The sequence below is a fragment of the Dyadobacter jiangsuensis genome (genome assembly GCF_003014695.1).
GTDB classification, from domain to species: Bacteria; Bacteroidota; Bacteroidia; order Cytophagales; family Spirosomataceae; genus Dyadobacter; species Dyadobacter jiangsuensis.
Map to the genome: position 1 here is coordinate 396,724 of NZ_PYAS01000004.1, position 18,137 is coordinate 414,860.

At 50.4% G+C, this 18,137-nt stretch carries 18 protein-coding genes; 15 read left to right on the forward strand and 3 right to left on the reverse strand.

Annotated features, from left to right (window positions below; all coding sequences use genetic code 11):
• Positions 1-23: 23 nt before the first annotated feature.
• On the reverse strand, positions 24-980 hold the full coding sequence (locus CLV60_RS10120; protein ID WP_106595254.1) for an NADP-dependent oxidoreductase: 957 nt from the start codon (positions 978-980) through the stop codon (positions 24-26).
• A 96-nt stretch (positions 981-1,076) separates the two neighbouring features.
• Here CLV60_RS10120 and CLV60_RS10125 point away from each other — a divergent pair, with 96 nt between their 5' ends.
• On the forward strand, positions 1,077-1,937 hold the full coding sequence (locus CLV60_RS10125) for an AraC family transcriptional regulator (protein ID WP_106595255.1): 861 nt from the start codon (positions 1,077-1,079) through the stop codon (positions 1,935-1,937).
• Between the two features lie 7 nt (positions 1,938-1,944).
• Here the strand turns inward: CLV60_RS10125 and CLV60_RS10130 are convergent, their stop codons facing one another.
• Positions 1,945-3,945 carry a T9SS type A sorting domain-containing protein gene (locus CLV60_RS10130; RefSeq protein ID WP_106595256.1) on the reverse strand — a complete coding sequence of 667 codons (2,001 nt, stop codon included), beginning with the start codon at positions 3,943-3,945 and terminating at the stop codon, positions 1,945-1,947.
• Positions 3,946-4,173: 228 nt separating this feature from the next.
• On the opposite strand from CLV60_RS10130, the gene CLV60_RS10135 reads away from it, so the two are divergent.
• The 7 genes from CLV60_RS10135 (at position 4,174) to CLV60_RS10165 (ending at position 8,630) form a co-directional block, all read left to right on the forward strand.
• On the forward strand, positions 4,174-4,560 hold the full coding sequence (locus CLV60_RS10135; RefSeq protein WP_106595257.1) for a DUF2958 domain-containing protein: 387 nt from the start codon (positions 4,174-4,176) through the stop codon (positions 4,558-4,560).
• A gap of 105 nt (positions 4,561-4,665) precedes the next feature.
• Complete coding sequence (locus CLV60_RS10140; RefSeq protein WP_106595258.1) at positions 4,666-5,604, forward strand: ring-cleaving dioxygenase; 939 nt, start codon at positions 4,666-4,668, stop codon at positions 5,602-5,604.
• Positions 5,605-5,716: 112 nt separating this feature from the next.
• On the forward strand, positions 5,717-6,340 hold the full coding sequence (locus CLV60_RS10145; RefSeq protein WP_106595259.1) for an alpha/beta hydrolase: 624 nt from the start codon (positions 5,717-5,719) through the stop codon (positions 6,338-6,340).
• A 2-nt stretch (positions 6,341-6,342) separates the two neighbouring features.
• On the forward strand, positions 6,343-7,059 hold the full coding sequence (locus CLV60_RS10150; RefSeq protein WP_106595260.1) for a pirin family protein: 717 nt from the start codon (positions 6,343-6,345) through the stop codon (positions 7,057-7,059).
• A 26-nt stretch (positions 7,060-7,085) separates the two neighbouring features.
• Entirely contained in the window at positions 7,086-7,391 is a 306-nt protein-coding gene (locus CLV60_RS10155) for a response regulator (RefSeq protein ID WP_106595261.1), read from the forward strand.
• Between the two features lie 54 nt (positions 7,392-7,445).
• The gene (locus CLV60_RS10160; RefSeq protein ID WP_106595262.1) at positions 7,446-8,024 is read left to right on the forward strand and encodes a Crp/Fnr family transcriptional regulator; all 579 of its coding nucleotides are present in this window, start codon (positions 7,446-7,448) and stop codon (positions 8,022-8,024) included.
• A 144-nt stretch (positions 8,025-8,168) separates the two neighbouring features.
• On the forward strand, positions 8,169-8,630 hold the full coding sequence (locus CLV60_RS10165; protein WP_229210905.1) for a PA2169 family four-helix-bundle protein: 462 nt from the start codon (positions 8,169-8,171) through the stop codon (positions 8,628-8,630).
• A 68-nt stretch (positions 8,631-8,698) separates the two neighbouring features.
• Here the strand turns inward: CLV60_RS10165 and CLV60_RS10170 are convergent, their stop codons facing one another.
• Entirely contained in the window at positions 8,699-9,091 is a 393-nt protein-coding gene (locus CLV60_RS10170; RefSeq protein WP_106595264.1) for a cupin domain-containing protein, read from the reverse strand.
• Positions 9,092-9,391: 300 nt separating this feature from the next.
• On the opposite strand from CLV60_RS10170, the gene CLV60_RS10175 reads away from it, so the two are divergent.
• From CLV60_RS10175 to CLV60_RS10205, 7 genes are all read left to right on the forward strand, one after another.
• Positions 9,392-9,763: a hypothetical protein gene (locus CLV60_RS10175; RefSeq protein ID WP_106595265.1), complete on the forward strand. Its 372-nt coding sequence runs from the start codon at positions 9,392-9,394 to the stop codon at positions 9,761-9,763.
• A gap of 317 nt (positions 9,764-10,080) precedes the next feature.
• Positions 10,081-10,881 (forward strand): glycerophosphodiester phosphodiesterase, encoded by an 801-nt coding sequence (locus CLV60_RS10180; RefSeq protein ID WP_106595266.1) that lies wholly within the window; start codon positions 10,081-10,083, stop codon positions 10,879-10,881.
• A gap of 86 nt (positions 10,882-10,967) precedes the next feature.
• The gene (locus tag CLV60_RS10185) at positions 10,968-11,522 is read left to right on the forward strand and encodes an RNA polymerase sigma factor (protein WP_106595267.1); all 555 of its coding nucleotides are present in this window, start codon (positions 10,968-10,970) and stop codon (positions 11,520-11,522) included.
• A gap of 21 nt (positions 11,523-11,543) precedes the next feature.
• Positions 11,544-12,545: a FecR family protein gene (locus tag CLV60_RS10190; RefSeq protein ID WP_106595268.1), complete on the forward strand. Its 1,002-nt coding sequence runs from the start codon at positions 11,544-11,546 to the stop codon at positions 12,543-12,545.
• A 119-nt stretch (positions 12,546-12,664) separates the two neighbouring features.
• On the forward strand, positions 12,665-16,102 hold the full coding sequence (locus CLV60_RS10195; RefSeq protein WP_106595269.1) for a TonB-dependent receptor: 3,438 nt from the start codon (positions 12,665-12,667) through the stop codon (positions 16,100-16,102).
• A gap of 35 nt (positions 16,103-16,137) precedes the next feature.
• Positions 16,138-17,580, forward strand: a complete 1,443-nt coding sequence (locus tag CLV60_RS10200) for a RagB/SusD family nutrient uptake outer membrane protein (RefSeq protein WP_106595270.1) — start codon at positions 16,138-16,140, stop codon at positions 17,578-17,580.
• A gap of 123 nt (positions 17,581-17,703) precedes the next feature.
• On the forward strand, positions 17,704-18,129 hold the full coding sequence (locus CLV60_RS10205; protein ID WP_106595271.1) for a hypothetical protein: 426 nt from the start codon (positions 17,704-17,706) through the stop codon (positions 18,127-18,129).
• Positions 18,130-18,137: the final 8 nt, after the last annotated feature.

Here is an 18,137-nt window from a genome sequence, read left to right on the forward strand (position 1 = left end):
ACGCCAAAAGGGCATGATAAGCATTAAGGCAGGGTCAGCACAATCTTCCCGAGCGACTTTCCGGTTTCTATTTCGTCGTGCGCTTTCGCGATGTCTTCAAACGGATATGTGATGGAAACGTAAGACCGGATCTCTCCGGATTTGAGCAGCGCGGCGAGTTGCCGCATGTCCTCACCGTTCGAAGTGACATTGAGCGTGTGAGCATATATGTTCTTTTCCTGTACTTTCTGAATCAGTTTTTCGTCGGTGAAAGGTACCAGGAGCGCGATGAGCCTGCCACCTTCCTTTACGGCTTCCAGCGAACGGAATATGTGATCGCCGAAGAGCGAATCGATCACAATGTCGGCGTCGTGCACAAGGTCTTCGAACCGGGCAGCTGTGTGGTCGATGAATTCGTCCGCGCCAAGGCCCAGGATAAAGTCTTTCTTGGCTCCGGAGCCCGTTCCGATGACGTAGGCACCGAAATGTTTGGCGATTTGCACGGCGTAGTGTCCGACACCGCCGCCGGCTCCGTGAATCAATACTTTTTCTCCCGGTTTCACTTTCCCATAAGTAACCAGGGACTGCCAGGCTGTGAGTGCCGCCAAAGTGGCGGCAGCAGCCTCTTCGTGCGAAATGTTGTCCGGTTTCAGTGCGAGCTGGTCGGCGGGAGCGGCCACGTATTCGGCATATGCTTTGCCACGGCCGCGGAAATTGACCATTCCAAATACCTCATCTCCCGCTTTCCATTGACTGACCTCGCGGCCGACGGCTTCAACAACGCCCGAAATGTCCCAACCAATAATGACCGGCTCGCCCGGCTGCGGCTGAACAAACATGTCGAGGGCGAATGCATGGGTTCTCACAAATGCATCGACCGGGTTAATACCTATTGCTTTGACGCGAACCAGTACTTCATTCTCTTTGATCGAAGGTGTAGGTATGTCGTTGATTATCAGGTTTTCAGTCCCTCCGTTGTTTGCTAATGTGATGGCTTTCATAATTTGCAATGGTTTTGATTTGATGTCTGCAAATTTCGTGGGCCACTCACTTTTTCGGGTTGTAAAAATTTGGGTTAAATCGGTAACTTTGGGGGTATGCGTATCCATCATATCCACCAGCCCTTCGATGTCCTGCTAGTGACGGTCGATGAATGCCCGATCAAGGAGCACAAGAATACCTTTATCGAACTGGTGTATATGTTCGATGGGGCAGGGACATACCACATCAATCAGAATGAGTTTCGGTATCAGAAGGAGAACCTGTTTTTGGCGATGCCAATGGATTTGCATTATACCGAGGTGAAGGAGACGACGGCTTTTATGTTTATTCGTTTCAATAATATCTATTTGAATGCACAAAAGGCCCGTGATGAGTATAGTAACCTGGGCGACTGGATTCATAAATTGGAATATATCTTCCATAACAACAATCACCTGCAAGGTTGTATTCTCAGAAATCAGCACGATAAGCCGCTCGTGAGGGCATTGATGGAGGCGATCAGGCAGGAGTATGCCAACCGGCAGACGCTGCACAAAGAACTTGTACAACAATTACTCAACACCCTGCTGACAGTTGTCGCCAGGAATATTACCACCCATATTCCGGAAAAGACAAAGCTCGCGCAAAACACATCCCTGGATATTATCCATTATATCCACCAAAATATTTACAACCAGGATCTGCTGCGCGCCGAGCGCATTGCTTCCCATTTCAATATCTCGCTCAATTACCTCAGTGAATATTTCAAAAAGCACACGCACGAGACGTTGCAGCAATACATTATCAACTATAAAATTGCATTGGTAGAAATTCGCCTGAAACACAGTGATATGCGTATCAATGAAATAGCTGCCGAACTGGGTTTTACAGACGACAGCCATCTCATTAAGACTTTCAGGAAACACCGCGGTATGAGCCCGCTCGAATACCGGCGGGAAGCTCTCGCGATGGTATAGGTGAGCCCTATTTTACGATTTTCAGCTCGCGACCATCAACCGATACAACGTACAAACCCTTTGGAAGGTGAGCGATGTTCAAATGAACGGCTTTTTCTCCGGTTTTGGCGCTCTGCACCAGCTTGCCCGCGCTGTTAAAAATATCGATACGGTTCAATGCCTGACCGGATTCCACGGTGATCAAATCCGAAGCAGGGTTAGGAAAAACGCGTACGGTTTCATTTCCATTGACGCGAACGCTCACAATGCGTGTAAGGTCGGTTCGGCCGTCTGCGTCAACTTGCTTCAAGCGGTAGTAATAGATGCCTTTTGGAAGAAATTCATCTTCATATTGATAAAAAGAGCTGTTTCGGGTGTTACCCATGGCATTCACGGTTTTGACGGTCACAAATGTCCGGGAGTCACTGCTCCGCTGCACTTCGAAGTGTGACGCGTTCACCTCGGAAGCCGTCGCCCAGTCGAGCGTTACGCGCCCGGTAATGCCCATATGGGCGCTGAACGATTGCCAGGTTACCGGCAGCGGGGTTGCCAGTACATTCAATGCAGGAGAGAAAACCGTATTGCGGTTGGAATCTACGACTTTGAGTTTGTACAACCCCGCCCCAACGGTCCATTGTTGCGAAGTGCTTTGTACCTGGTTGCAATCGCCGAAATTGAGCCAATTGTATTGGGAGCCACCCGGCAACGAAGGGCCTGTAAATGTGACCTGCGAACTGCCCGGTACGTTAGCAGCGTCGACAGCCGGTGGCGGTGTCGCGGCATACGGGTTCGATTGGCTGAGGAAATCGGGCGTGATTTTGTCTGCCCAGAAGCCTGCAAGGGAAATAAGTCCCGAGTAGATTTGTCCGTCGGGCGAGGTGGTGACGCCATCCCCGCGAAAGTGAACCTCGTCGTGGCGATATTCAATGCTGTAATACGGATCCGTTTCGGGACCCTGAAATACATGAGGATAAAGTCCGTCGTTGTTGATCAGTTCGTTTTGGGCATTTACCACATTGGCCGAAACGCGGGTCGCGCCGTTGACGGTAAATCGCGAAGCACGCGCCACTACCCAGCCAAGGTTCGGCTTTCCGGTGAGGTTGCGGCTTGCGTTGACAACGTCCCAAAGCGCCGACAAATACCGGTTGTAGGTGTTGTCGCCCGGCTGCTCGAGGTAATTGTCCGATTCTCCCTGGTGCCATAAAACTGCCCTCACGCCCAGTTGAGCAATATAATAGTTCAATGCAAGCCGTAAATGCCCGAATGGTAGCCCCGCTGGGAAAGTGTAGCCGAATGCGCTCGTCGTTACGCCGTTGGGATCGATCGTTTGTTTCCAGTTATCGACCCCGGTACTCGACCACCCGCTGTTGAATATCATTACCGGCACGCGCAGTTTCTCGTAAATCTTGTCACCAAAAGAACCCCAACACCAAGCATAATTGCCAAATGGTGCTGTTTTTACGTTGGCATCCAGTTGCACAAACTCAGGGCAGGGGAGCTGGACATTGGAATAGGGGTTAATGGTCGATGTTCCCGGGTCCACATTCTGAAAGTTGACGCTATTGACCTGGTCATGCGCCGCAGCGGGGCCATTCGGATTGGAATCGCCGCCCGTCGCGTTGGATTGACCGGCCACTACAAAAACTTCACCCACGCCTACGCGGGAAAGCGTCGCGATCGCGGAAGTACCTCCGCCATTTGCTACGCCGCGAGCTTCCAGCTGGTACCAGCCGCCTTTTAAATGTACGGACCCCAAAAACTGGCCTGCCGAAATCTGGTCGTCGAGCGTTGCCCAGCCTCCGCCTGCGGGAAAGGATTCACCCTCAGCGGGTACGCGGGGCGTCAGTCTCACCTCGATCTTCTGGTAGGGCTGCGTAATATACCCACCTATATATACGTCGGCCTCATTGGCGTTGTTGCGCTGAAATACGGCCCTTTCGGTGGGAAATGTTACTACAACCTGGGATAAGATTTTGTGTGAAGTGATGAGAACTAATACTAAAACAAGGAGTGGTAGTTTTCTTTTCATAGGTTACTTTTTACGATAGATGGATAGCGTTAATGTGATTTTAAAATGCCAAAAGCCGCCCTTACATTCCTATCAGGAACGCATATGCAATTTCCGGTAAGTTGTGGAAGGACATTTCTCGTCGAAATTTAGGCAAATAAGTGATCCGAAATGCAGCCGTCGACGGTTCGATTTATTTTATGGTGCTCCGGCGCTCGGGTGCCCGGACAAAACCTCTAAATTTGCCTCATGTCAAAAATGATCCCGCAAAACCTGATTGAAATAATGGTCCACAACGCGCAAGAGGTACAAAACCAGCTTGCGAAGGACCATGCCCCCGTTGTGAAGCTGCATTCCAAATATGGTAAGGCCATTTGGCTGCTTTCCGAGCTCGATCCTGTTAATAATATCGCTTTCGGCCTCTGCGACCTGGGGCAGGGCAATCCCGAGCTTAGTTATGTATCGCTGTCGGACCTTGCCAGCCTCAAACATGCGCGCCTGAAAGTACCGATGGTCGAAACGGACCCTGCATTTGATGGGAAATATCCGATGAGCGTGTACCTGAAAGCGGCGAAAGCAGCCGGCAGGGTAGTGGAGGAGGACGCTGTGCTGAGTTTACTGAGCCCGCTCGAATAATTTTCCAGTTTCCGTTTTTCTTGTCCTAGTTCAATGCCTTGCCCCTGCCCGGGGATATACCTTTGTATCATCAAAAACAAAGAAACATCTTAACTGAACAAGACAATGGAAAATACAATCAACGGCATCCACCACATTACAGCTATCGCTGGCGACGCCAAAACCAACTACGATTTTTATACAAGGGTATTAGGCCTGAGAATGGTGAAAAAAACCGTCAATTTTGACGACCCTAATACCTACCACTTTTATTACGGTGACGAAAATGGTACGCCAGGTTCGATCCTGACTTTCTTCCCATGGGGTAATCAGATCCCTGCCGGACGCCGCGGAACCCGCCAGGCAACCGAGATCGGATATTCGGTACCCGAAGGCAGCCTCGATTTCTGGTTGAAAAGATTGGACGCGAACAAAATCACTTATAACAAACCTGCTGAAAAATTCGGGGAGCAATACCTGACCTTCCTGGATCCCGACGGTTTGAAATTTGAATTGACCGTTCCCAAAATCACCGACAACCGTATTCCATGGACAACTTCGGAAGTAGCGGCAGAATATGCGACCCGCGGCTTCCACAATGTGACGATCACGACCAACAATATCGAGGAAACAGCCAAAGTATTGACCGACATCTTCGGGTACCGCCTGGCCGAGCAGCATGTGAACCGCTTCCGGTTTGTGACCGACGCTGTTGAGAATGCCAATATCGTCGACCTGGTGGAAGCTCCCGGTGAAAGAGCCGGTCACGTGGCCAAAGGTTCGGTTCACCACATCGCGTTCCGTGTTGCGAATGATGATATTCTGATGGAGTTCCGCAAAAAAGTACTGGATGCAGGTTTGCAGATCACCGATAAAATCGACAGAAACTACTTCTACTCGCTCTATTTCCGCGAACCAGGGGGCGTTTTATTCGAAATCGCGAGTGATAACCCAGGCTTCGCAACCGACGAAACCGTAGAACAACTGGGTTCAGGCTTAATGCTGCCTCCTCAATACGAACCTCGCAGAGAGCAGATCGTGAAAGTGTTGCCGGTACTTAATTAATGACTGAATGACTGACTGAGTGAATGACCGAATGAAATCCTATTCAGTCATTCACTCATTCAATCATTCAATCATTCACTCATTCAATCATTCAATCATGCAAAATTGACTCATGTACACCCATAGCAAACAATTCATCACAAGCGGAGTTCCCATTCAGCAAGCCAAAAAGGCGATCATTATGCTGCATGGCCGGGGTGGGACTGCCGCTGATATTATTTCCCTTCAAAGGGTTTTGAATCTGAGCGATTTTGCGATTTATGCGCCTCAGGCCACGAATAATAGCTGGTACCCTTACAGTTTCATGGCACCGGTCGCGCAAAATCAGCCTGCATTGGACTCGGCTCTGGCATTGGTAGGGGACGTAGTGGCCGAAATTGAGGCCGCGGGAATTCCTGCCGAGCAGATTTATTTCGCCGGTTTTTCGCAGGGAGCTTGCCTTACACTGGAATATACCTCGCGCAATGCCCGTAAGTATGGGGGAATCGTTGCTTTTACAGGCGGGCTGGTCGGCAAGGAATTGGAGATCGACAATTACAATGGCGATTTCAAACAGACGCCGGTGTTTGTTTCGACTGGTAACCCCGACCCTCACGTGCCCGTGTCGCGGGTGCAGGAGAGCGTGACAATCCTGGAAGACATGAATGCGGTGGTCAATCAGGTGATTTACCCGGGCCGGCCGCACACGATTTCAGGCGAGGAAATTCAATTGGTGAACAACACGATTTTGAAGTAATCATGAAAAATTCCGTACTGCATCCGGCAGCGTCGCGCTTTTACGCCGACCATGGATGGCTCCAAAGTGCACAGACTTTCAGTTTTCACGGAAATTATGATCCTCAACGCATTCAGTTTGGTGCGTTGAGGGTTTTAAACGACGATACTGTCAACGGCGGCAAAGGTTTCGGACGCCACCCGCATGATAACATGGAGATTATTTCGATCCCGCTGGAAGGTACGCTGGAACACCAGGATAGCATAGGTAACGTGGCGGTGATCCGTCGGGGGGAAATTCAGGTCATGAGTGCCGGTACCGGTGTTTATCATACCGAATTCAACAAAGACCCGGACGAGCCGGTGACGTTTCTGCAAATATGGTTGTATCCTAAAAAACTGAATGTTGCGCCTCGCTACGACCAGATGGATTATACTGCCGGCGACCGTCATAACCGTTTTCAGCAAATACTATCGCCGGACCCCAGTGACGATGGCGTATGGATCAACCAGGATGCCTGGTTCCATCTGGCCGAATTTGACGCGGGTTTTGAAACTCAATATCAGCTGAAAAAGGGAGGAAACGGCGTTTATGTGTTTGTGATTGACGGGCAAGTGGAGGTGAATGGACAGTCGCTTTCGACGCGTGACGGCTATGGTTTCTGGCCGGAATCTACCGTGTCTGTCAAAGCGGTGGAGAAAAGTTCTCTGCTCGTGATCGAGGTTCCTGAGAAGTGGTAGCATATTAATTTGAAAGGATCGGTAACATGTTGCAAATCAATATCCTGGCAGTAGCCAACCATCCCGAAATCCTGGAAACGATTATCCGGTTGATCAACCAGAACGAGCTCTGGAATGGTTTGCCTGCCGGTTCTTTGGAAGAAGCGGAGGAAGTACTTCGCTTAAATTCGGTTGATTTAGTACTTTTGGGGGTCGGTGTAGATGAGGAAACAGGCGAGAGAATCACATCACTTTGCCAGTCCATCGACCCGCGGATCGTCTGCCTGCGTCACTTCGGGGGCGGCAGCGGACTGTTATATTCTGAGATCCGGCATGCGTTGGCCAGCGGCTGATCGCCGGTGGCCAACCGTCGGTGGCTAACCGCCGGTAGCTAACCCATTAACCTGATGTTTGAAAAAATTAACAACTACGCACTGAGGTGCTTGCCATTTACTCCACAGGACCTCGAATTTTTCGATTCGTTACTCCAATTCAAAACATACTCCAAAAAGACTTTCCTCTTACAGCAGGGGGAAGTTTGTCAGTTTGAGGCCTACATTCTGAAAGGCTGCATTCGTACCTACTTCATCGACAGCGCCGGTGCTGAGGTTACGCTGCAATTCGCGGTGGAAGACTGGTGGGTGAGCGATATTACCAGTTTTCATAACCAGACCCCCAGCCACGTTTACATTGAGACGCTGGAAGACTGCGAAGTGCTTATCCTCACACCTGAAACAAAGGAAAAGCTCCTGGCGACCGTTCCAGGTTTCGAACGGATGTTCAGGCTCATGGTACAGCGCAACCTTGCCCAAACGCAAGAGCGGCTATTCAGGACTATCTCCAACAGCGCCGTTGAGAAATATCTTGATTTTCTGGAACGGTATCCAGCCATTCCCCAGCGTGTGCCGCAGCACTACATTGCGTCATATCTCGGCTTTTCTCCGGAGTTCCTGAGCAAGGTGCGCAGAAAATTGAGCGAAAAATAACTTACCTGAGTTAGCAAGCGGCTGATTACCTGCATATACGGCGCAAAAACATCCACAAATCGCAGGGATACACCGGCCTGGCTGCCTGGGAGCGGTTTGGAACAATAGTTTTTATCAATGCCGCATCACTAATCATGAATAATCATGGCAAATGCAGCAATCATAGAAACATTGAACGACCTGATCCTCATCAACAATGATCGCATCGTGGGCTACGAAAAGGCTTACGACGAAACGGAGACCAGTGACACCGACCTTCGTTCGGTTTACAACAGCCTGGCAAATCATAGCCGCGACAATGTGGTCGAACTGAGTAGCGAGGTTACCGCATTGGGCGGTGAGCCTGCCACGGGGACCATGGTATCGGGTAAATTGTACAGAGTGTGGATAGACGTCCGGGCTGCATTCAGCAGCGATGGCCGAAAAACGTCATTGGAAAGTTCGGAATTCGGCGAGGATGCAGCTCAGAAGGCATATAACTCGGCGCTCGAATCCGATGAGCTGACGCCAGAACTTCGCGCACTGATTACCCGTCAGAAGGCTACGCTGAAAAGCGGCCATGATACGATCAAGCGGCTTCGCGATGCCGAAAATGCTTATCATTAAAATCAGTTACAGTTCATCAGCAAAATGCAAGAGGCCGGCAAATCGCCGGCCTCTTGCATAATACCTCGTTATACTTTGTATGTCGTAATCAGTATTTCAGAATCCGCCATCGCCTTGATCGAGTGGGCGAGGTGCGCGTGGAAGGACATCATCTGGCCGGCTGTGGTGTAAAATACCCGCCCTTCGGTTTCGACTTTCAGTTCCCCGGCCAGCACCTGGAAGGTAAGCGCCTCATCTATCGAATGGTCGTTGACCATCGCACCCGATTTGAGAATGGCGATCACGATCGTGATTTTGTCTGATTTGTAGACGGTGATTGCGTTCCGGTCATTTTTTACCCATGATTTCTCCGATCTGAGCTGTTCAAGGTAGGTAGGAATATCGCTGAAAACATAAGGCGCATCCAGGATACGATCTCCTTCAGGTCGGTTTCCGGTCGAGTGGTTGGATTTGATTTCCATTGACATGGTGAATAAGTTGTTGATCAATAGGTTTTGGGACGCAGGAAAATCATGCCATTATGATATTAATAATTATTTTAATAAATTTTATAAAAAAATCCTGTTAAAGCAACCCTTTGTCCTACTTCGCCCGGGAGCGGAATCGCCTCACCTGAATTGATTTTTACCGAGAAATACTTGGCTCAAACAAATGACTTTTGCCTTTTGATCACAAGATCGACCGTTGAATAAATGAAATGGTACTTTTTTTAGAGTTAATCCATTATTTTTGGGCATCACACTCTTAACTAAAATTTAGCTGTGGAATTTAATAACAGGGAAATCGGCGCTACACTTGTTCTGGTCTGCATGGTAGCTTTTTGGACTTTATCGTCTATCCGCAGGCGGATCGCAGAAGAGAGAAAGAAGAAGATTCTCAAACAAGGCGTTCAGGCGAACGCTACCGTTCTGGCTATCCGGCCGACGGGCGAATACCTCAACAACCTGCCTGAGTTTCAGGTACAGGTGCAGGTACAACCAAAAGCTGGTAATGATTTTGTAACGGAGATGCGGGAGGTTCTTCCTTTTGCCAAATACGACTCCCTCCGCAAAGGCACGCAAGTACTCGTTAAATATGACCCCGAATACTACAAAAGAGCGATTTTCCTGCAAATGGCAGAGACTTTGATCTAAATTCTGACTTCACTGACTTTCATAAAAAAGGGCCTTGCGGCCCTTTTTTATTTACAAAACCATGAAGCAAGTGTGTGCATAGTGCTTACCGAACTGTGTGTGCAGCAGCCTGTGATGTGTATAGCAGATCAGGCTGACTGTTACAAATCAAATACCTAAAATTGACCTTCCCAAAGTTGCTGAATGAGAGGCTGGTGCGAATTATCAATCGGTAAATCGCGCTCTGATTAGCCCGTTTTTGCAGACTTTATGTTATTGTTAAGGGTGTTTTCGGAAGCCACTCCGGTGGTACCTTTGCAATCTCAAAAAAATCTCCCATGAAGCAACTTTTCTCGCTGATGCTCGCCTTTGTTCCGGTAATGTACTCCGCCGACGTATACGGCCAGGGGAAGGCAATCGGTCTGATAGCTCACCGGGGCGGGGTAGTGGATAGCACTTTTACGGAAAATGGACTGCCGGCGCTGCGGGAAGCTGCCCGTCAGGGCTACAAGATGGTCGAAACCGATATGCGTGTAACGGCCGACGGTGTTTTGATCGCCAACCACGATGCTGATTTCAACCGGTTCTATGGCGATCTGCGGAAGGTGACGGAGACGAGCTGGGCGGAAGCCCGGGCGTTGACCAGCAGGCTGGACGGAAATCATCCCATGCTCCTTGAAGATGTGTTCAGGTTTTGTGCTGAAAATAAAATGGCCGTTATGCTCGACAACAAGATCGCCGGGTTGGACACTGCCCTGTTCTCCGGGCTGACCGTCCTGCTGGACCGGTACCATCTTCGGGAGTCGGCCATCATGATCGGTACCGACGAGTCTACCGGATTTTTTACAGGAAAAGTACGGCTAAGCTGCTCCCGGAAGCAGTTAGAGGAAAACATGAAAAAGCCGGGCTATCGGCCGGATCATTATTATCTGTTCGAAAGGCCTGCCAGCCTCACGCGTGAGGACGTGGCGTGGGCACGGAAACATAACATCCGCGTTGTGGCGGCGATCAATAAATACCATTACCGCAAATCGGCAGACATGATGGCCGACGCAAAACGGGATTGCGAGCGCATGCTCGCGTACGGTGTGACCGAGTTTCAGATCGATTCGGAGTTTCGGCAATTCCTGCTGAAATAATTTTTCTAAAGAAAATGACAAATCGTTTTAGGGATTGACGGAAGTTGTTTGACTATACATACAGATCCGAGTAAAGGAGCACCCTCATGACTAAATTTCTAACTGATGAACAGCTGGTGACGCAGCTTCGCGAAGGCAACAAGCGTGCTTTCGAGGAGATCTACGACCGTTACTGGTATAAACTGTTCTGCATTTCCTATCATCAGGTAGGATCCCGGGAGGAGTCGGAGGAACTGGTGCATGATATATTCGAGAGCTTGTGGAACAAACGGTCGGATACCGAAATACGGAACCTGGCAACATACCTGGTGATATCGATGAAATACCGGGTGACCAATTTTATCAAATCGCAGATCACCTGGCGGCGCTATCAGGAATACCTGATCCTGAACAAAATTCAGGAAACCTATTCGACGGACGAGATCGTGCAGTTTTCGGATCTTTCACGGGCGGTGGACGAGGTGATGCGCAAGCTGCCGGAGAAGACCAGCCGGGTGTTCCAGCTGAGCCGGTTTGAGAACCGTCCGGTGAAAGACATTGCCGAGGAGCTGAATATTTCCGAAAAAGCCGTGGAATACCATATTACCAAATCATTGAAAGCATTAAGAGAAAATCTCTGGATGTATTATTCCAGCAACTAAAACCTATACACGCCTCCGCAAATGACATCTGATAACTACGAGAAACTGATCGAGAGATATATAGCCGGGGAAACCTCGGCGGAAGAGGACTTGCAGGTCGAGCAATACCTGAGGAAAAATCCCGCGGACGATTCCGAAATACTGCTGTCGGAAAAAGACGAGATAGGCCAGCGTATCCGGCAAAAGCTGCTGGCGAATACGACCAGAAAGCCCGTGAGAATAGGCTGGTGGGCGGCTGCTGCTGCATCGGTAGCATTGCTGGTGGGGGTATTCTTGTATAATGCCCCGAAACGGACTGCCTATTTTCCCGCATTGAGCTCATTATGGACCTGGAACGATGATGGCGAAGGTTTTGCGGTAAGCAATACCTCACACAAGCCCCAGCGGCTTACTTTGGAGGATGGGAGCGTGGTAATCCTGCAACCCAACAGCCGGATCAGCTATCCCGAGCATTTCGGAGAACGTAAAAGAACGGTTTACCTGCACGGTGAGGCATTTTTCCAGGTAAAAAGAGATGTGACCAAGCCGTTTATTGTTTCGACGGAGAACCTGGCTACACAGGTTTTGGGAACGAGTTTTAATGTAAAATCCTATGACGGCGCCGGCTCGATCGAAGTGCAGGTGGCTACTGGGCGCGTTTCGGTGTACGAGACTTCCGACAAGAAGACGTCCAGTAAGAACGGTTTCATTCTGACGCCGAATCAGAAGGTGGTATTCGATAAGGAATCGCGGAAAATGGAGCTGGGCATTGTGAAAAACCCGGTGGCCGTGAAACGTGCCGAGGCGGGCACGCGGTTTGAGTTTGCCGAAATACCCGCCGCGGAAGTACTGGCATTGCTGGAAAAGACCTATGGTATTGATATTGTCGTAGAGGGCGACGTCCTGCGGAATTGCCTTTTCACAGGAGACCTTAATGAACTGCCGATGTTCGATCAGCTTGACTTGATCTGCAAGGCGGTGAATGTCGAATATGAGCGCCGCGGTGCTTCGCTGTTTATTTCAGGCGAAGGATGCGGTAACTGATGGAAAAAGAAAAAGCAAGCCGGCCATGCGCTAACATGTCCGGCCGTTTTGAATACCCTTCCTGGCAGAAGGATACTGTTTGTTTTTGAGTTGTTCAGTTCACAAAAACCTTTAAAATTATGCATAAAAAAATACCCTACAAAAGGGTTGTTTACAAAGTCATGAGTACTACCGCTAAACAACTTTTGCTTGCTTTGATATGCTGCGGGATCTCCATGGCGCACGGCGTTTATAGCCAGGAGTTGCTGAACAAAGAGATTTCACTGAAAGTCGAATCGTTGGAAATCAGGCAGGTATTGCGCCAGATTGAAAAACAGGCCGACGTCAAATTCGTATACAGCTCGGGCAGTATCCAGGGCAGGAGCACAGTGGCGGCGAAGCAGCTTCAGGGTTCGCTGAACCGTGTGCTCGACCAGCTGCTCACGCCCCTCAATGTGTCTTACGAGGTAGTGGGTAATTCGAGGATATTGCTGAGAAAAAAGAACGACCCGCAAAGCGCAACGCCCTTTAGCGCCAGAACCGCGGGCATTATAGCCGATCGGACGATTACCGGAAAGGTAGTGGACGAAAAGGGCGACGGCCTGCCGGGCGTAAATATCCTCATTGTAGGTAGCCAGCAAGGTACTACTTCCGATCAGAACGGTCAGTATCAGCTTGCTGTGCCGGATAATGGCGCCACACTCCGTTTTTCGTTCATAGGCTACGTGAGCCAGGACGCGTTAGTGGCCAACAGCTCCGTCATCAATATTACAATGGCTCCTGATGTGAGCGCATTAAAAGAAGTGGTGGTAGTGGGTTATGGAACGCAGGAAAAAAAGGATGTAACAGGTGCAGTATCGTCGGTTAAAGGTTCTGATTTTCAAAACCTTCCATCGGGTGGTGCGCAGCAGGCATTGCAGGGCCGTGCGGCGGGTGTGAATGTGATCCGTAACGGCGGTGCGCCGGGTGATGCGGGTACGATCCAGATCCGCGGTTTTGGTACGGTGAACAACGCCGACCCGTTGGTGGTCATCGACGGCGTTCCTGCCGGTTCGATGAACGACGTGAACCCGAACGATATCGAATCTATCGAAATCCTGAAAGATGCTTCTGCGTCAGCTATCTATGGAACGCGTGCGGCAAACGGTGTGGTGATTATCACGACCAAGCGCGGCACTTTCGATAACCCGATCAGTGTAACATTGAATGGCTATGCCGGTATCAGCAACCGCATCAAAACCCTTGATATGCTGGAAGCTCCGGATTTGGCGGCATTGAAACGTGAAGCGTACAAAAACGACGGCTTGCCTGTGCCTCCGATTTGGGAAGATGCCCAGTACCAAACCCAGAAAACCAACTGGCAGGATGCGCTGCTCAAACAAGGCGTTACCCAGAACTACGACGCGGCGATCCGCGGTGGCGGCAAGTATTCGTCGTTCTCGATTTCGGGCGGCTACTATAATGAAAAGGGTATTATCGGCAAATCGTATTATACGCGATACACATTCCGCGTCAACTCGGATCACAAGATCGGATCGAGGCTGAAAATAGGACAGAACCTGCAATTCACGAATACGCACAATACCTCGCCCAACACGACTTCTTCGCAAACCGGTTTGCTCTGGAGCGCCATCCGCTTTCACCCGGGTCTTCCGATCCGCAATGCCGATGGTTCTTACAGCTCAACCAAGGGTATCGGAGCATTCGGGGATATTAACAACCCCATTTTTACGGTCGATACGCAGGATCAGAACAATATCCGCAACCGCATTTTGGGTAGCCTCACCGGCGAGCTGGAATTGTTGAAGGGCCTGAAATTGCGTGCGAACCTGGCAATGGACGCCACTTTTTCAGAAAGCACGAATTTTGAAGTAAAAATCAACGATCAGTTCCGTACCAATTCCTACAACCAGCTGGATTTGACCCATGGTAAATACTGGTCGTTTTTGCAGGAGTATTTCCTTTCTTATGACAAGAAGTTCGGTGCGCACAGCCTGAACCTCGTGGGCGGTTATACTTCCCAGACATTCAATAGCATTTCTTCCCGGCAGCGCGGCCGCGATTTTGCAAGCGAGGATCCTACGCTGCGCTACCTGCAATATGCGGGAACGATCGTATCGGTGGCGGGCGAAGACGGTAACCGCAGCTACGACGCGCTGGCTTCGTGGTTTGGTCGCGCCAACTACTCGTTCATGGACCGCTATTTGCTTACGGCGACTTTCCGTTCCGATGGTTCGTCCAAATTCGCACCGGGTAACCGCTGGGGCTATTTCCCGGCATTCTCATTGGGATGGAGACTTTCGGAGGAAGATTTCTTCAAGAATGCATTGCCGGTGTTTAGCAACTTCAAGCTAACGGGCGGCTGGGGACAGCTCGGCAACCAGAACGTGAACTCATTGCAATACCTGGCGCTGATCAACTCGTCATACCGTTATGCGCTGGGCGCCGGCGGCACGCAAAATCCAATCTCGGGCGCTGCACAAAGCCGTCTGGCTAACCTGCAAATAGGTTGGGAGACTGCCGAAATGAGCAATTTCGGTGTAGAAGCAGGGCTTTGGAAGAATGCGCTGTATTTGTCAGTCAATTACTTCATCAAGGATACCAAGAAAATGCTGCTGGCGCCGCCGTCTGTCGGAACGATTGGTACTTCTATTATTCCTGATCAGAATATCGGTCAGTTGCGCAACAAAGGGGTGGAAATCGAGGCGTCTTACCGTCATTCATTCGGCGACTTGACCCTGAACCTGAGCGGCAACGCAACATTGATCAAAAACCGCATTACGCAACTCGCTACGCCCGGCGGCTTCCTTGCATCGCAGCTGTACGGGCGCGGGCAACAGGAGATCGTGCGCACTTATGAGAACAATCCTTACGGCACGTTCTACGGCTATAAGACCAATGGCCTGTACCAAAGCCAGGCTGAGATCGATGGCGACCCTAACATTGCCAACGATTCGCGCAAAACGAATGGCCAAATTCACCCGGGCGACGTCCGCTTCCTGGATTTGAATGGCGACGGCATTGTTGACGACAAGGACCGGACGATTATCGGAAGCCCGCAGCCAAAGATCAACTACGGTCTGAATGCAGGTTTGAACTACAAAGGATTTGATTTTAATCTGTTCTTCGTAGGCGTAGGCGGCGTTTCGATCTTCAATGCCGACCGTATGCAGGGTCTGGATGCAAGCTATTCTTTCAACTTGTACCAGGAAGCCAATGAGCGCTGGAATGGTGCCGGTACCAGCAACACCGTGCCGCGCCTGAGCATTGATAACCCGAACCGCAACTTCCGTCCTTCGGATCTCTTTATCGAGAAAGGAGACTTCTTCCGCTTGAAAAACTTCACATTGGGTTATACCATCCCTAAAACCGTGATCGAGAAAGTGAAACTGACCCAGGCGCGGATTTACATCACCGGACAGAACGTGTTTACGCTGACCAAATATACTGGTCTGAACCCCGAGTTGGGTTATGTAGGAGGAGACAAGGCAGCAGGATTGTACAATCAGCTGAATGTCGACTATGCGCAGTATCCGCAGGCACGCACCTGGACGATCGGCGCAACTTTGTCCTTTTAATCCCAACCCACACCAGCTCCCAAAGAGAACCCGATATGAAAAAGATATATGTAATGGCCGGATGGCTTTTCCTGATGGCCGCAACCAGTTGTAACGACGACCTGCTCGACAGCACCCCTTACGGACAGGTTACCTCTCAGCAATTCTGGCGCAATGGCGATGACGTGGTAGCTGCTACCAACGCCATTTATGCCCCGTTGCTGAACGAAGACGGCTTTGCCCACACCGAATATACCTTCGACAACTGCTCGGACGACATGAACCGCGCCGGCGACCACTCCGACGAGACCTCGCTCGAAATGTTCACCTTCGATGCAGCCAATTCGCACATTCTGGCCACGTGGTCGACCAAATATGAGGTGATCTCGCGCGCGAATGCGGTGCTGATCAACGCTCCGAAAGTGACGATGGACGAGGCATTGCGTAACCGCAGCATGGGCGAGGCATATTTCCTCCGCGGATTCGTGTACTGGCGCCTTTCGCTGATTTACGGCGAAGTGCCTATTATCCTCGAAGACGACGCGCTGAAAAACAACTATAATAAACCGAAAGCCACCCTCGCCGAGGTACGTGCGCAGGCTGAATCGGATTTTCAGAAGGCGGCTGCGCTGCTGCCCGTGAGCTATGACGATGCACAGTCGGGCCGGGTAACGCAGGGCTCTGCGAATGGTTTTCTGGCGAAATTGTATGTGTACCAGGAAAACTGGGCGAAGGCGATCGAATCGGGACAGAAAGTGATTGGAAATGCGGCTTACAAGCTGGCTTCCAATTATGACGAAAACTTCCAGCTCGTGACCGAGAATAACCCGGAAATCCTGTTCTCGCTGCAATACGAAACCGGCTGGACGACCGACAACTCGCCAACCTTCTACCACACGCCGCAGGCATTTGGCGGTTGGGGCTTCCACGAGCCGATCGAAGACCTCGTGCAGGAGTTTGAAAAAGGTGACCCGCGCCGCTCTTACTCCATTTACAGTCCCGGTGATAAGGTTACCCGCGGTTCGGCAGGTACCACTACTTTCGCGGCTAATATGACCCGCGTAACCGGCTACTCATTCCGCAAGTATACCAGCTTTACCGACGCCGGCGACATGAGCCAAAGCCTGAATGCGCCTTTCCTCCGCTCGGCAGACGTGTATCTGTTGGTGGCCGAGGCGAAGATCCGTTCCGGTCAAAGTGGGGATACCGAGCTCAATGCCGTACGGAAACGCGCCGGACTGGCTGCTAAAACCGGTGCGAAAATGACCGACATCATGCACGAGCGCCGCGTGGAGCTCGCAGGCGAAAACGAGCGTCACCAGGATTTGATGCGTTGGGATAAAGCAGGGCTGATCGACATCGCAGCACATTACAAAATCGCCCGCGGGCCGTTCAAGCCAAGCCGTAATTTCATCAAACCCAAGCATTACTATTTCCCGCTTCCGCAGCGTGAGGTGGATTTGAGTAATGGGGTTTTGAAGCAGAATAGTAATTATTAATGATTGAATGAATAGTCAGTGGGTCAGGAATTGTCATTTATTGAAGTAATTTATTTACAGTTCCTGACCGCTCCTGACTATCAATGACCATTCCTGACTACCAATGACCATTCCTGACTATCAATGACCACAGTACGCTCTTTCCTGATCGTCATCGTTCTACTCTATGCTGCATTCGCTTGCCAAACCCGCGAGCACGCGCTCACCGGCGTGTGGCGCACGGATTCGATCAGCAACTTTGTGAATGGGTTTAGTTTTACCAATAATGCATTCGATGAGCATTGGTCGACATTCGAATATGGTGCAGATGGCGTGATGACCGAGCGCAAGAAAGAGAAGTTTAAGACCTACCGTTACCAGCTCCTGAGCGCCGATTCGCTCGTATATACCGATTCGACGGGCCACCGGCTGAGCGGGTTTCAGATCGTGAAACTCTCGGATGAGCATTTGATATTGAAAAAGGCGCAGAAGCCTTACCTTCCCGGAAAAAACCAGGAGCTGTATGAAGTCCGGTTTTTTACCAAAATCCACGCCGACGGAAAGCAGTAAATGTATTC

Coding starts and splice junctions, on each gene's coding strand:
- CLV60_RS10120 (WP_106595254.1), bottom strand. CDS start 980: ATGAAAGCCATCACATTAGCAAACAACGGAGGGACTGAAAACCTGATA.
- CLV60_RS10125 (WP_106595255.1), top strand. CDS start 1,077: ATGCGTATCCATCATATCCACCAGCCCTTCGATGTCCTGCTAGTGACG.
- CLV60_RS10130 (WP_106595256.1), bottom strand. CDS start 3,945: ATGAAAAGAAAACTACCACTCCTTGTTTTAGTATTAGTTCTCATCACT.
- CLV60_RS10135 (WP_106595257.1), top strand. CDS start 4,174: ATGTCAAAAATGATCCCGCAAAACCTGATTGAAATAATGGTCCACAAC.
- CLV60_RS10140 (WP_106595258.1), top strand. CDS start 4,666: ATGGAAAATACAATCAACGGCATCCACCACATTACAGCTATCGCTGGC.
- CLV60_RS10145 (WP_106595259.1), top strand. CDS start 5,717: ATGTACACCCATAGCAAACAATTCATCACAAGCGGAGTTCCCATTCAG.
- CLV60_RS10150 (WP_106595260.1), top strand. CDS start 6,343: ATGAAAAATTCCGTACTGCATCCGGCAGCGTCGCGCTTTTACGCCGAC.
- CLV60_RS10155 (WP_106595261.1), top strand. CDS start 7,086: ATGTTGCAAATCAATATCCTGGCAGTAGCCAACCATCCCGAAATCCTG.
- CLV60_RS10160 (WP_106595262.1), top strand. CDS start 7,446: ATGTTTGAAAAAATTAACAACTACGCACTGAGGTGCTTGCCATTTACT.
- CLV60_RS10165 (WP_229210905.1), top strand. CDS start 8,169: ATGGCAAATGCAGCAATCATAGAAACATTGAACGACCTGATCCTCATC.
- CLV60_RS10170 (WP_106595264.1), bottom strand. CDS start 9,091: ATGGAAATCAAATCCAACCACTCGACCGGAAACCGACCTGAAGGAGAT.
- CLV60_RS10180 (WP_106595266.1), top strand. CDS start 10,081: ATGAAGCAACTTTTCTCGCTGATGCTCGCCTTTGTTCCGGTAATGTAC.
- CLV60_RS10185 (WP_106595267.1), top strand. CDS start 10,968: ATGACTAAATTTCTAACTGATGAACAGCTGGTGACGCAGCTTCGCGAA.
- CLV60_RS10190 (WP_106595268.1), top strand. CDS start 11,544: ATGACATCTGATAACTACGAGAAACTGATCGAGAGATATATAGCCGGG.
- CLV60_RS10195 (WP_106595269.1), top strand. CDS start 12,665: ATGCATAAAAAAATACCCTACAAAAGGGTTGTTTACAAAGTCATGAGT.
- CLV60_RS10200 (WP_106595270.1), top strand. CDS start 16,138: ATGAAAAAGATATATGTAATGGCCGGATGGCTTTTCCTGATGGCCGCA.
- CLV60_RS10205 (WP_106595271.1), top strand. CDS start 17,704: ATGACCACAGTACGCTCTTTCCTGATCGTCATCGTTCTACTCTATGCT.